The sequence below is a fragment of the Phaeobacter sp. S60 genome (assembly GCF_000826845.1).
GTDB classification, from domain to species: domain Bacteria; phylum Pseudomonadota; class Alphaproteobacteria; order Rhodobacterales; family Rhodobacteraceae; genus Phaeobacter; species Phaeobacter piscinae.
The window spans coordinates 347,598-359,823 of sequence record NZ_JSWJ01000011.1; the positions used below are offsets into that span (position 1 = coordinate 347,598).

At 61.9% G+C, this 12,226-nt stretch carries 10 protein-coding genes; 3 read left to right on the top strand and 7 right to left on the bottom strand.

Features of this window, described 5'->3' with window-relative positions; translation table 11 throughout:
• Positions 1–71: 71 nt before the first annotated feature.
• Positions 72–347: a DUF1467 family protein gene (locus OO25_RS11600; protein ID WP_014875353.1), complete on the bottom strand. Its 276-nt coding sequence runs from the start codon at positions 345–347 to the stop codon at positions 72–74.
• A gap of 57 nt (positions 348–404) precedes the next feature.
• Positions 405–809 carry a methylmalonyl-CoA epimerase gene (mce, locus tag OO25_RS11605; RefSeq protein WP_014875354.1) on the bottom strand — a complete coding sequence of 135 codons (405 nt, stop codon included), beginning with the start codon at positions 807–809 and terminating at the stop codon, positions 405–407.
• Between the two features lie 222 nt (positions 810–1,031).
• On the opposite strand from mce, the gene OO25_RS11610 reads away from it, so the two are divergent.
• Positions 1,032–1,751 carry a response regulator gene (locus OO25_RS11610; protein ID WP_040180210.1) on the top strand — a complete coding sequence of 240 codons (720 nt, stop codon included), beginning with the start codon at positions 1,032–1,034 and terminating at the stop codon, positions 1,749–1,751.
• A 1-nt stretch (position 1,752) separates the two neighbouring features.
• Positions 1,753–1,893 carry a hypothetical protein gene (locus OO25_RS22970; RefSeq protein ID WP_158524467.1) on the top strand — a complete coding sequence of 47 codons (141 nt, stop codon included), beginning with the start codon at positions 1,753–1,755 and terminating at the stop codon, positions 1,891–1,893.
• A 154-nt stretch (positions 1,894–2,047) separates the two neighbouring features.
• Here the strand turns inward: OO25_RS22970 and OO25_RS11615 are convergent, their stop codons facing one another.
• The 5 genes from OO25_RS11615 to OO25_RS11635 all read right to left on the bottom strand — a co-directional run bounded on the left by OO25_RS11615 (position 2,048) and on the right by OO25_RS11635 (position 8,611).
• The gene (locus tag OO25_RS11615) at positions 2,048–3,289 is read right to left on the bottom strand and encodes a DUF1501 domain-containing protein (RefSeq protein WP_040180212.1); all 1,242 of its coding nucleotides are present in this window, start codon (positions 3,287–3,289) and stop codon (positions 2,048–2,050) included.
• A gap of 13 nt (positions 3,290–3,302) precedes the next feature.
• Positions 3,303–4,700: a DUF1800 domain-containing protein gene (locus OO25_RS11620; protein ID WP_040180336.1), complete on the bottom strand. Its 1,398-nt coding sequence runs from the start codon at positions 4,698–4,700 to the stop codon at positions 3,303–3,305.
• 216 nt (positions 4,701–4,916) lie between these two features.
• Positions 4,917–6,695: an aspartate--tRNA ligase gene (gene aspS, locus OO25_RS11625; RefSeq protein ID WP_040180213.1), complete on the bottom strand. Its 1,779-nt coding sequence runs from the start codon at positions 6,693–6,695 to the stop codon at positions 4,917–4,919.
• Between the two features lie 168 nt (positions 6,696–6,863).
• Positions 6,864–7,517 (bottom strand): aminotransferase class IV family protein, encoded by a 654-nt coding sequence (locus OO25_RS11630; RefSeq protein WP_040180214.1) that lies wholly within the window; start codon positions 7,515–7,517, stop codon positions 6,864–6,866.
• Positions 7,460–8,611: an aminodeoxychorismate synthase component I gene (locus tag OO25_RS11635; protein WP_040180215.1), complete on the bottom strand. Its 1,152-nt coding sequence runs from the start codon at positions 8,609–8,611 to the stop codon at positions 7,460–7,462. Before OO25_RS11635 ends, OO25_RS11630 begins: the two co-directional genes overlap by 58 nt.
• A gap of 188 nt (positions 8,612–8,799) precedes the next feature.
• Between OO25_RS11635 and carB the strand changes: the two genes are divergently transcribed.
• A complete protein-coding gene (gene carB / locus OO25_RS11640; protein WP_040180217.1) occupies positions 8,800–12,159 on the top strand; it encodes a carbamoyl-phosphate synthase large subunit in 3,360 nt (1,119 codons plus the stop codon).
• Positions 12,160–12,226: the final 67 nt, after the last annotated feature.

Genomic DNA, 12,226 nt, shown 5'->3' on the forward strand with positions numbered 1-12,226 from the left:
GACAGGCAGACATGCAAACAGGCGGGCCCATGCCCGCCTGTTTCGCTATTATCGTTGTCTAAGGCGCGCGCCTATTGCGGATCAGGCAGCCGGTCAAACCAGTCGAAATCATTCACGGTGATCCAACCACTGAGGATGATCGTCGCGATAATCGCCCAGAGAACGGCCGCGGCGATCGTGGTGATCACGGCCTTCTGCTTCAGATAATGATGCTCCGGCGCCCCGGCATGCGTGCCGGGCACAATCTCGCCACGGTCGCCCTGCGTCTCAATGCGGATCGGGATCACGATCAGAAAGGTCATGAACCAGATCACCGCATAAAGAACCAAACCGGATGTCACACCCATGATAGCTGTCCTTCTGATACCCCCGCCCCACTGTGAGGGGTTAAGGGGCAGATAGCGTCAAACCTGTTCCAATTCCACCAGGCAGCCGTTGAAATCCTTCGGATGCAGGAAAAGAACCGGTTTGCCATGGGCGCCAATCTTGGGCTCACCGGAGCCAAGCACCCGCGCGCCTTCCGCCTTCAGCCGGTCACGCGCGGCAAGGATGTCATCCACCTCATAACAGATGTGATGAATGCCGCCCGCTGGGTTCTTCTCCAGAAACCCTGCAATGGGGGAGGCCTCGCCCAGCGGGTAGAGCAGCTCGATTTTTGTGTTGGGCAGTTCGATGAACACCACGGTGACACCGTGATCCGGCTCATCCTGCGGCGCGCCCACCTTGGCGCCCAGGGTGTTGCGGTACTGCGCCGAAGCGGCGTCTAGGTCGGGCACGGCGATTGCGACGTGGTTGAGGCGGCCAATCATTTTGCGGTCTCCTGAGTGATCTGTCTGCCCAGACTTATCAAAGAGCTGCTGCCTGTGGGCAAGTGCGCCAATCCGCGCGGCAGAAAATTCACTGCAATAACGCTCTGTTGCATCAATTTATCCCAGTGAATTCAATTCAACCTAAAGGCGCGCCGTCAATGTTAACCAGCTGTTAGCCCCGTTTCCCTAGCGTTGAGTCGTATCCAGTCAGGAGCCTTAACCATGGACGATTCGGAACTGTTTGCTGCCGCCCACCGCTTGCCCACGACGAAACGACCGTTGCTGGGGCTGACAATTCTTGTGGTGGAAGACAGCCGATACGCCTGCGAGGCGATGCGCCTGCTGTGCCTGCGCAGTGGCGCCCGGATCCGGCGCGCTGACTGTCTGAAATCCGCCCATCGGCACCTGAAAGTTTACAGACCTTCCGTGGTAATTGCCGATCTAGGCCTGCCGGATGGCTCCGGCGCCGATCTCATTCAGTCCATGGCGGAGGCCAGCCCGCGGGTTGGTGTGATCCTTGGCATTTCCGGTGATGAGGCAGGAGAGGCGATGGCGATGGCGGCCGGGGCCGATGGGTTTCTGGCCAAGCCGATCACCTCGCTTGCGGCCTTTCAATCCGCGATCCTGTCGCGCCTGCCCGCCGAGCGCCAGCTGTCTGGCCCTAATGAGCTGACCGATGAGGTGATTGAGCCTGATCTGCTCGCCTTTCAGGATGATATGGCCCACGCCGCTGAGGTGCTGAACGAAGCTGAGGAGGGACAGACATTGGACTATGTCGCGCAGTTTCTTGGGGGTGTCGCCCGCAGCGTTGGCGATTCCCATCTGGCCGGGGCCGCCGCCGATCTGGCGGACGCCCGTAGCACCGGGCGCCCCGTCGCTGGGGTTGCCGCGCGTGTTGCCGGGCTGGTGCAGGAACGTCTGAAACAGAAGGTCGCCATCTGAGATGATCGAAGTCGTCCTTATCGCATCTGCCACTTTGGGCATCGTGTTATACCTGCAGGCGCGGTTCTCCGCCCGTGAAATCCGCCGCAACCGCGATCGCAGTCTGGGATCTCTGGTCATCCTAGAACGCAGCGACCGCTGATCCGTCTGCGCTGACACAGCGTCACCGCGCCCGAAGTCATTACAGCGTGGCCTGTTGGTGATTTCGCTGGCAAGCGCCTCATATCCGAGACGGTACAATACCGTGCAACAGCTCGAACTTACCTGATCTCAGTCGACGGTTCCGCCAGATCTCCCTAGCGCCGCACCAAACCCGGATCCGATCCCATCTCGACGCCGGGAAAAATCACATCCGAAATCGCCTGATGATCGGTGCCGATCATGCCCCGCATGATCCAGCCCATCTGCGCGCGGACATCGCCGGTGGGCATCAGATCGCGGCGATCAAACAGCGCGGCCTCGGTCAAACCGGGCCAGTGCCCGTGGACCCGACCGCCCCTGATCGCGCCCCCGGCCAGTACCATGGCACCGCCGGTCCCATGATCCGTCCCGCCAGTGCCGTTTTCCCGCACGGTGCGCCCGAACTCTGTCATCGCCACCACCGCCGTCTTGTCCCAGATGGTCGGCCCCAGATCGCCATGCAGTGTTAGAATAGTCTCGGACAGACGGCGCAGCGCCCGCGTCAGCGCGCCTTTCTGGCGATTATGCGTGTCCCATCCGTTGATCGAAAAGGCGGCAATCCGGCTCTCCCCACGCAGCTGCTGCGCCGCGTAGCTGGCGATCCGCTGGTGGGGCGGTGCACGACGCGGACCCTGCCCTGTGGTTCCGGCGCGCCCAGTGGCTGCGTCCGCCTTTGCGCTGTCAGCCAGATTCAGCGCTTCGGCCAACGCAGCGTGAAACAGCGGATCCCCTTCCATCATCAGCCCCGCCAGACGTTCCGCCTGCGGACTGAGCGCGATCTCGGCATCCGGCGACCAATCGGAGACCGGCGCCGCCCCTTGCAACAGTTTCATCTCCCCCTGTCCGATAGCAAAGGCGGTGCGCGCCTCCACCCCTGGGGTCACCTGCAGCAGCCGATTGAGCCAGCCGTCGCGGCGTTGATGCAGCCCCGGCGTACCCGCCTCCAACAGATCCTGACCGTCAAAATGGCTGCGCTTGTTGCGATACGGGGTGGAGACCGCCTGCACAAACCCCAGCTGTTCGGCCCGCCACAGCGGCATCAACGGCGCCAGCGCCGGATGCAGCGCAAAGAAACCATCAAGGTCCGCCGCCCCATTCTGCGGCCCGCCCAGCAGGGTTTGCCGCAGCCCGGCATAGGTCGGATCGCCATAGGGCTGTACCACATCAATGGCATCCATGCCGCCGCGCAGAATGATCACCACCAGCCTTGTGTCCCAGGGGGCAGCGGCAAAGCTGACCGGTGTCAGCAACGGACTGGCCGCCAGCGAACAGCCGATCAGGCCCGAGCGCGCCAGAAAGCTGCGTCGGGACAGGCTGGCAGGCGGGCTAGCAGAGGGGGTCGGCGGTATATTTGTCATCGGGCTTTCCCTTTCACCGGCGCTGGAAGGCGGGCGCGGCCAGGATCAGCCCCACCGCCTCCCGCTCGGTCTCGGCTGCGGAGGCAACAAAGCGCAGCTGCGCGGTGGCGCGATTGCCAAGCGCATCTTGCAGGGCCTCCAGCGGTGCAGGCAGCGTTTCCATCAGCTGCACCGGCACCGACATGCACCAGCGCAACCGCTCCGCCAATCCCTGCGGTGTGATCCAGTCGCCATCCGCCTCGGGCCAGCCATCAGGACCGTTGGAAAATTCCCAACGCTGCCCCATGCGCTGCATTGGTCGCAGAAAGAACCGGTTCATCTGAGGGCGGCTCAGTTTGGTCAGGGCCGCAGGTGGCATCGCCAGCGCCCGACAGGCGGAGGCGAGATAGGCAAAAGGTGGTTTCACGTTGCCCAGATCCGTCTCCCATGCAGCAGGGTGCTCCAGCAGCGCCGCATAGACCTGCATCAGATCGCCGGAGGTCGCCCGGTAGCGGTCTGCCAGATGCGCGACCAAGGCCGGGTCCGGCGTATCGCGGGTGAAATGCACCGCCAGCTTCCGCGCCAGATGATCTGCCGTCGCCGGATGCCGGGCCAGATCCCGCAACGCCTGTTTGATCGCCGCGAGCCCGGTGATCTCCGCATCATAGCACTGCCCCAGCACAACCTCTGCACCGGGTTCTGCCCAACCCGGCGCGAATTTGAACCCGTCCTCAATGTTGTAGATCATCCCGGTGAACAGCTCTGCCAGCTGGCGCACATCCTGTTGCCCGTATGGCCCGCCGACCCCCAGCGTATGCAGCTCCAGCACTTCACGCGCCAGGTTTTCATTGAGGCCAACCACGCGCCCCTGCCGCCGGGCCACGCGCCCCGCGCGGCGACTATTTGGACCGGTGGAGCGGTGCTGGTCCAGATAATGCAGCATCAGCGGACTGGTCACCGCCGCAATCAGCAGATCCTCAAACCGAGCCGCGATATTGGGGCGGATCGCACTCTCGACATAGGGCGTCGCGCCGTAGCGCAGGGCGGCAATCTTGCCCTGCGCAGTAAAGTGATCGGCCCAGAACAGCGTGAGGCGTTCGCGAAACCCGTTTGATGTTGTGATACAGCGCAGGAGCCGCTGAGTGAACCATACCGCCTGATGATCCCGCATCCTGGCACGTTGGCGCTTCAGATCCTTGTCCCGCACATCGAACAGCGGGCTGCCGATGGCGGCCTTGCGGGCACGGCGGGCGGCGGAATAGGCGCGCGCATCAGCTAAGGCACCATCGAACCCCGGTATCGGCCAGTCCTGAGCCGCACTATCAGGCGCGCGCAGGGCTGTGAGCATTTCGTCTGGCCCCTTCGGTGGCGCGTGGCGTGGCGACAGACCGCAGCCAAAGCGGATCTCTGCCAGTTCAGGATCAAAGCGCATCGTGTTCGGGCCTTTCTCAACTGATATCGCCTTCAGACGGTCGTACATTGCGGCGCCGACCCACAGATCAATTTTTGGGCGACCTGCGGCACCCTGCAGACCTATGCACTGCAGGCGCGTTTTTCCACCTTCTCCGCTGCGGAGGCCGCTGCCCCTTCCAAAAGCAAACAGGCCCGGACAATTGCCCGGGCCTGTTCGTATCATATTTTGATCGGATTACTGATCCTGCGGGATCACCCGCAGGCCCAGCTCCATCAATTGTTCGCTCATCGGCTCAGAGGGCGCCGCCATCATCAGATCTTCGGCACGCTGGTTCATCGGGAACATGATGACCTCGCGGATGTTGGCCTCATCGGCCAAGAGCATCACCATACGGTCGATGCCGGCCGCGCAGCCCCCGTGCGGCGGGGCGCCGTACTGGAACGCGTTGACCATGCCGCCGAACCGCTTTTCGACTTCTTCCTTGCCGTAGCCGGCAATTTCAAACGCCTTGAACATGATCTCCGGCTTGTGATTCCGGATCGCGCCCGAGACCAGTTCGTAGCCGTTGCAGGCCAGATCGTACTGATAGCCTTTGACCGACAGCGGATCGTCCAGCAGCGCGTCCATGCCACCCTGCGGCATGGAGAAGGGGTTGTGCTCAAAATCGATCTTGCCGGTTTCTTCATCCTTCTCGTAGATCGGGAAATCCACGATCCAGCAGAAGGCAAAGCGGTCTTTGTCGGTCAGACCCAGCTCTTCGCCGATCACGGTGCGGGCGCGGCCTGCAACGCTTTCGAAGGTCTTTGGCTTGCCGCCAAGGAAGAAGGCCGCATCGCCAACACCCAGACCCAGCTGCTGGCGAATGGCTTCGGTCCGCTCCGGGCCGATGTTCTTGGCCAGCGGGCCGGCGGCTTCCATTCCTTCGCCCTGATCACGCCAGAAGATATAGCCCATGCCCGGCAAGCCTTCGCCCTGGGCAAATTTGTTCATCCGGTCGCAGAATTTGCGGGAGCCACCCGTGGGGGCCGGGATGGCACGGATTTCGGTGCCTTCGTTTTCCAGAAGGTTCGCGAAAATCGCAAAACCAGACCCGCGGAAATGCTCGGAGCAGTCCTGCATCTTGATCGGGTTGCGCAGGTCCGGCTTGTCGGTGCCATACCATTTCGCCGCATCCTTATAGGAAATCTGCGGCCACTCGCTGTCGACCTTACGGCCCTTCCCGAACTCCTCGAACACGCCCTGCATCACCGGCTGGATGGTGTCGAACACGTCCTGCTGGGTGACAAAGGACATCTCCAGATCGAGCTGGTAGAAATCGGTGGGTGAGCGGTCAGCGCGCGGGTCCTCATCGCGGAAACAGGGTGCTATCTGGAAGTACTTGTCAAAGCCCGACACCATCATCAGCTGCTTGAACTGCTGCGGCGCCTGCGGCAGCGCATAGAATTTGCCCGGGTGCAGGCGCGACGGCACCAGGAAGTCACGCGCGCCTTCGGGGCTGGAGGCGGTGATGATCGGCGTCTGATACTCGTTGAAGCCCTTGTCCCACATGCGGCGACGGATCGACTGGATCATGTTGGAGCGCAAGAGCATGTTCTTCTGCATCTTCTCGCGACGCAGGTCGAGATAGCGATAGCGCAGGCGGGTTTCTTCCGGGTATTCCTGTTCGCCAAACACCATCAGCGGCAGTTCTTCGGATTTGCCAAGCACTTCGATGTCGCGGATGAAGACTTCGATCTCACCGGTGGGGATCTTGTCGTTCACCAGACTCTCGTCGCGTGCCTTTACGTTGCCGTCAATGCGGATACACCATTCAGAGCGGACCTTCTCGATGTCGGCAAAGACCGGGCTGTCCGGGTCGGCCATAACCTGCGTGACGCCGTAGTGGTCGCGCAAATCGATGAACAGGAGGCCGCCGTGATCACGCACGCGATGGACCCAGCCCGACAGGCGGACGGTCTCACCGACGTTGGATTTGTTGAGTTCGGCGCAGGTATGGCTGCGATAGTCGTGCATGGGGTGACCTTTCGTTATACCGGTCACATGACCGGGCGGGCCGTCAATCGGGAGATGCGCCAGAACGGCGCGGAATTCGTCCGGGGTGGTACACTAGGTTGCGGCGGCGTTGTCAAGCAAACTGGGTGATTTCCACGTGGTCTGACGCCTGAAACCCCCAGTTCCCTGCTATACCAGCCGTGCCGGGACCAGCCCCCGCAGAGAGTTGCCCATATGGATGGCTTTTGCCTGCTTCAGATCCTGAAGCCGCAGCACAGCCTCCTCGCACCTCCCCTGCGCCAGCAGCACCTGCCGCAGGACACCCGGCAGCAGGCCGCAAGACAGCGGCGGAGTGACCATCTGCCCGTCTGGGCGAGTGACAAAGAGATTGGTGATCGTGCCCTCGCAAAGTTCACCGCGCGCATTTAGAAACAGCAGCTCATCCACCCCCTCCGGCAGCGTGGCACGCGCGGCGTCATAAAGCGCGCGGCGGGTGGTTTTGTGCTGCAGCCAAATATCCCCCGCGTCCAGCTGTGTCTCGGCGATGCCCAGACGCCATTGCGCCGGTATCTGGCCAAGCGGCGCCGTAACCAGCGCCAGCTGACCATCCACGCCCAGCGTGAGCCGACAGCGCAGCGGTGCTGCGCCGGTCACCTCAGCCAACACGCGCGCCGCCGCCTCAGGATCAAAGGCAAGGTCAAAGGCTGCCGCGCTGCGCTCCATCCGTGCCAGATGCTGCGACAGATGCCGGAACCCCTGCCCCGGATGCCAGCCCAGCGTCTCGATCAGGCGGAAAGCGGGATCGTTCTGGATGGCGTCACGCGGGCGAACCGGGCTTTCCATAGCGCTTCCTCATATTCGGATTCTGCGGTGCTGTCCCAGACCACGCCACCGCCCACGTTGAGCGTCGCGCGGCCCTCGTCGAGCATCAGCGTGCGGATGGCCACGTTGAATTCGGACGATCCATCCGGTGCCGCCCAACCGATTGTGCCGCAGTAGATATCGCGCGCCCAGGGTTCCAGATCGGCCAGTATCTCCATCGACCGAATTTTCGGCGCGCCGGTAATGGATCCGCAGGGAAACAGCGCTGAAAAGATCTCTGCCAACCCGGCGTCGGGGCGCAATTTAGCGCGCACCATGGAAACCATCTGATGCACCGTCGCATAGCTCTCGACGGCAAACAATTCGGGCACATGAACCGAACCGGTCTCAGCCACGCGAGAAATGTCGTTGCGCAATAGATCAACAATCATCAGGTTTTCAGCGCGGTTTTTCTCATCCTGACGCAGGAAGTCGCGGCGGCGGGCATCCTCCACCGGATCAACGCTGCGCGGCTGGGTGCCCTTCATCGGGCGGGTCTCAATCACGCCCTCCGCATCGGTGCGGAAAAACAGCTCCGGCGAGCGGGACAACAGATCCGGCAGGTCGTCCTGTTCGATCAGGGCGCCGTAGCCGACAGCCTGTCTGGCTTTCAACGCTGCATAGAGGTCTTCAGCGGTGCCATAGGCATCGGCATCGATCGGGAAGGTCAGGTTGGCCTGATAGATATCGCCCTTGCCGATATTGCGGTTCACCTCGGCGAAGGCCTGGGCATAGCGGTCATAGGTCCATCGGGGGGTGATACCCTCCAAACCCGCATCGCCAGGGGGAAGGTCTGGCAATGCCCGATCCGTTTCACCAGAGGGCTCATCATAGACCCCGAAGCAGATCAACGGCAGCCGCCGCTCCCTTGGCATCCGGCTCGCCAGTTTCGGCTCAAGCGCATAGCCCAGCTCATACGACGCGTAGCCCGCCAGCCAGTGCCCGGCATCGCGCGCCGTATCCAGCGCCGCCAAGGCCGCGGGCACGTCGTCCGGCCCGTCCGCGCGAATGATGCGCAGCGGGGTGTCAAAACATGTGGCGGCCCCCTTTGGCCCCTGATCAAAGCGAATCCGCACGTCTGCCTGCTCCGTCTATCTTGCCCCTCCACATATATCCGTTCGCTATGCGAACAAAAGGCATGGATGCGGCATTTCCAATTCGGTTTCCGATCCCCCTTGAACCTTTCGGCGCGGTCCCTATAACGCAGGACAATTTGGGCGCACGGGGGTGCCCATGACTCGCGCAAATCAGAGGGATTCAGGCCATGCCGAAAAGAACCGATATCCAATCGATCATGATCATTGGTGCGGGGCCGATCATCATTGGCCAAGCCTGTGAGTTTGACTACTCAGGCGCGCAGGCCTGCAAAGCACTTCGCGAAGAGGGCTACCGGGTCATTCTGGTGAATTCGAACCCGGCGACGATCATGACTGATCCGGGTCTGGCGGATGCCACCTACATCGAGCCGATTACGCCCGAAGTGGTTGCCAAAATCATCGAAAAAGAACGCCCCGACGCACTGCTGCCGACGATGGGTGGGCAGACCGGTCTGAACACCGCGCTGGCGCTGGAAGAGATGGGCGTGCTGGCGAAATTCGACGTTGAGATGATCGGCGCCAAGCGCGAAGCCATTGAAATGGCAGAAGACCGCAAGCTGTTCCGCGAGGCGATGGATCGGCTTGGGCTGGAGAACCCCCGCGCCACAATCATCACAGCGCCGAAGAAAGACAACGGCAGTGCCGATCTGGACGCCGGTGTTCAGATGGCTCTGGATGAGCTGGAAGATATCGGCCTGCCCGCAATCATCCGCCCGGCCTTCACCCTTGGCGGGACCGGCGGTGGGGTCGCTTATAATCGCGAAGATTACATCCATTTCTGCCGCTCCGGCATGGATGCCTCACCGGTCAATCAGATCCTTGTCGATGAGAGCCTGCTGGGTTGGAAAGAATACGAAATGGAGGTGGTGCGCGACACCGCCGACAACGCGATTATCGTCTGCTCGATCGAGAATATCGACCCGATGGGCGTCCACACAGGTGATTCGATCACCGTGGCCCCGGCGCTGACGCTGACCGACAAAGAATACCAGATGATGCGCTCCGCCTCGATTGCGGTGCTGCGCGAGATTGGCGTGGAAACCGGCGGATCCAACGTGCAGTGGGCGGTGAACCCAGCCGATGGCCGCATGGTGGTGATCGAGATGAACCCGCGCGTGTCGCGCTCCTCGGCGCTGGCCTCCAAGGCCACCGGCTTCCCGATTGCCAAGATCGCCGCCAAACTGGCGGTCGGCTTCACGCTGGATGAGCTGGACAATGACATCACCGGCGTGACCCCGGCATCGTTTGAGCCGACCATCGACTATGTCGTCACCAAGATCCCGCGCTTTGCGTTTGAGAAATTTGCAGGCTCAGAGCCCTATCTGACCACCGCGATGAAATCCGTGGGCGAGACCATGGCCATTGGCCGTACCATCCATGAGAGCCTGCAAAAGGCGCTGGCCTCGATGGAAACCGGGCTCACAGGTTTTGATGAGGTGGCCATCCCCGGCGCCGAGGATGAGACCGATGGTAAAGCCGCGGTGATCAAGGCGATCAGCCAGCAGACCCCGGACCGGATGCGCACCATCGCCCAGGCGATGCGCCACGGCTTGTCCGATGATGACATCCACGCGGTCACCAAATTCGACCCCTGGTTCCTGGCCCGGATCCGCGAAATCGTTGACGCCGAAGCCAAGATCCGCGCCGAAGGCCTGCCCCAGGACGAGCATGGTCTGCGCGCGATCAAGATGCTGGGCTTCACCGACGCGCGTCTGGCCAAACTGACCGACCAGAGTGAGAGTGACGTGCGCCGCGCCCGCCGCAACGCTGGCGTCAATGCTGTCTTCAAGCGGATCGACACCTGCGCCGCCGAATTCGAGGCCCAGACTCCCTATATGTATTCCACCTATGAGGCTCCGGCCTTTGGCGATGTGGAATGCGAGGCGCGCCCCTCGGACAAGAAAAAAGTCGTCATCCTCGGCGGTGGCCCCAACCGGATTGGTCAGGGGATCGAGTTTGACTACTGCTGCTGCCACGCCTGTTTTGCGCTGACCGATGCGGGCTATGAGACCATCATGATCAACTGCAACCCGGAGACCGTGTCGACCGACTATGACACCTCAGACCGGCTGTATTTTGAACCGCTGACGTTCGAACATGTGATGGAGATCCTGACCAAGGAACAGGAAAACGGCACCCTGCATGGCGTCATCGTCCAGTTCGGCGGCCAGACACCGCTGAAGCTGGCCAATGCGCTGGAAGAGGAAGGCATTCCGATCCTCGGCACCTCACCTGACGCCATTGACCTGGCCGAGGACCGCGAGCGGTTCCAGGCCCTGGTCAATCAGCTGGGTCTTAAGCAGCCGCGTAACGGCATTGCATCCACCGACGCACAGGCGATTGAGATCGCAGAAGAAATCGGCTTTCCGCTGGTGATCCGCCCGTCCTATGTTCTGGGGGGCCGCGCGATGGAAATCGTGCGCGATATGGACCAGCTGAAGCGCTACATCGCCGAGGCGGTTGTGGTCTCCGGGGACAGCCCGGTTCTGCTCGACAGCTATCTCTCCGGTGCGGTGGAACTGGACGTTGATGCAATCTGCGACGGCACGGATGTGCATGTGGCCGGCATCATGCAGCATATTGAGGAAGCAGGCGTTCACTCCGGCGACAGTGCTTGCTCTCTGCCGCCCTACTCGCTGTCAAAAGAGGTGATTGCAGAGGTCAAGACCCAGACCAATGCGCTGGCCAAGGCGCTGAATGTGGTCGGCCTGATGAACATCCAGTTCGCGGTGAAACCCGATGCCGATGGCAATGAGGTGATCTACCTGATTGAGGTGAACCCGCGTGCCTCGCGCACCGTGCCGTTTGTGGCGAAATCCACCGATAGCGCCATCGCCTCCATCGCCGCCCGCGTGATGGCCGGTGAACCGCTGTCGAATTTCCCTAAGCGTGCGCCGTATGAGCCGGATGCCGGCTATGACGTCAACGTGCCGATGGCCGACCCAATGACGTTGGCGGATCCCGACATGCCCTGGTTCTCGGTGAAAGAAGCCGTGCTGCCCTTTGCCCGCTTCCCCGGCGTTGATACGCTGCTGGGGCCGGAGATGCGTTCCACCGGTGAGGTCATGGGCTGGGACCGCAGCTTTGCCCGCGCCTTCCTGAAGGCGCAGATGGGGGCCGGGATGGTGCTGCCCTCTGAAGGGCGCGCCTTCATTTCGATCAAGGATGCTGACAAGGGCACATTGATGCTGGATGCGGCGAAAATTCTGGTGGAACAGGGCTTTACCCTGGTGGCAACACGCGGCACCCAAAGCTGGCTGGACGGCCATGACGTGCCCTGCGAGCTGGTCAACAAGGTTTATGAGGGCCGCCCCCATGTGGTCGATATGCTGAAGGACGGCAACGTCCAGCTGCTGATGAACACCACAGAAGGCGCGCAGGCCGTACAGGACAGCAAAGACATGCGGTCCGTCGCGCTCTATGACAAGATCCCCTATTTCACCACTGCTGCCGGCGCCAATGCCGCCGCCCGCGCGATCAAGGCGCAGGCTGAAGGCGATGTTGAGGTGAAGAGCCTGCAGGGCTGATCAGCCGACATTGGCAGAATACGAACCATTCAAAAGGCCCCGACAACGCGTCGGGGCTTTTTTGCTA

Excerpts from the sequence above, each read along its gene's own strand:
- OO25_RS11600 (WP_014875353.1), bottom strand. The coding sequence starts at position 347 with ATGGGTGTGACATCCGGTTTGGTTCTTTATGCGGTGATCTGGTTCATG.
- mce (WP_014875354.1), bottom strand. The coding sequence starts at position 809 with ATGATTGGCCGCCTCAACCACGTCGCAATCGCCGTGCCCGACCTAGAC.
- OO25_RS11610 (WP_040180210.1), top strand. The coding sequence starts at position 1,032 with ATGGACGATTCGGAACTGTTTGCTGCCGCCCACCGCTTGCCCACGACG.
- OO25_RS22970 (WP_158524467.1), top strand. The coding sequence starts at position 1,753 with ATGATCGAAGTCGTCCTTATCGCATCTGCCACTTTGGGCATCGTGTTA.
- OO25_RS11615 (WP_040180212.1), bottom strand. The coding sequence starts at position 3,289 with ATGACAAATATACCGCCGACCCCCTCTGCTAGCCCGCCTGCCAGCCTG.
- OO25_RS11620 (WP_040180336.1), bottom strand. The coding sequence starts at position 4,700 with ATGCGCTTTGATCCTGAACTGGCAGAGATCCGCTTTGGCTGCGGTCTG.
- aspS (WP_040180213.1), bottom strand. The coding sequence starts at position 6,695 with ATGCACGACTATCGCAGCCATACCTGCGCCGAACTCAACAAATCCAAC.
- OO25_RS11630 (WP_040180214.1), bottom strand. The coding sequence starts at position 7,517 with ATGGAAAGCCCGGTTCGCCCGCGTGACGCCATCCAGAACGATCCCGCT.
- carB (WP_040180217.1), top strand. The coding sequence starts at position 8,800 with ATGCCGAAAAGAACCGATATCCAATCGATCATGATCATTGGTGCGGGG.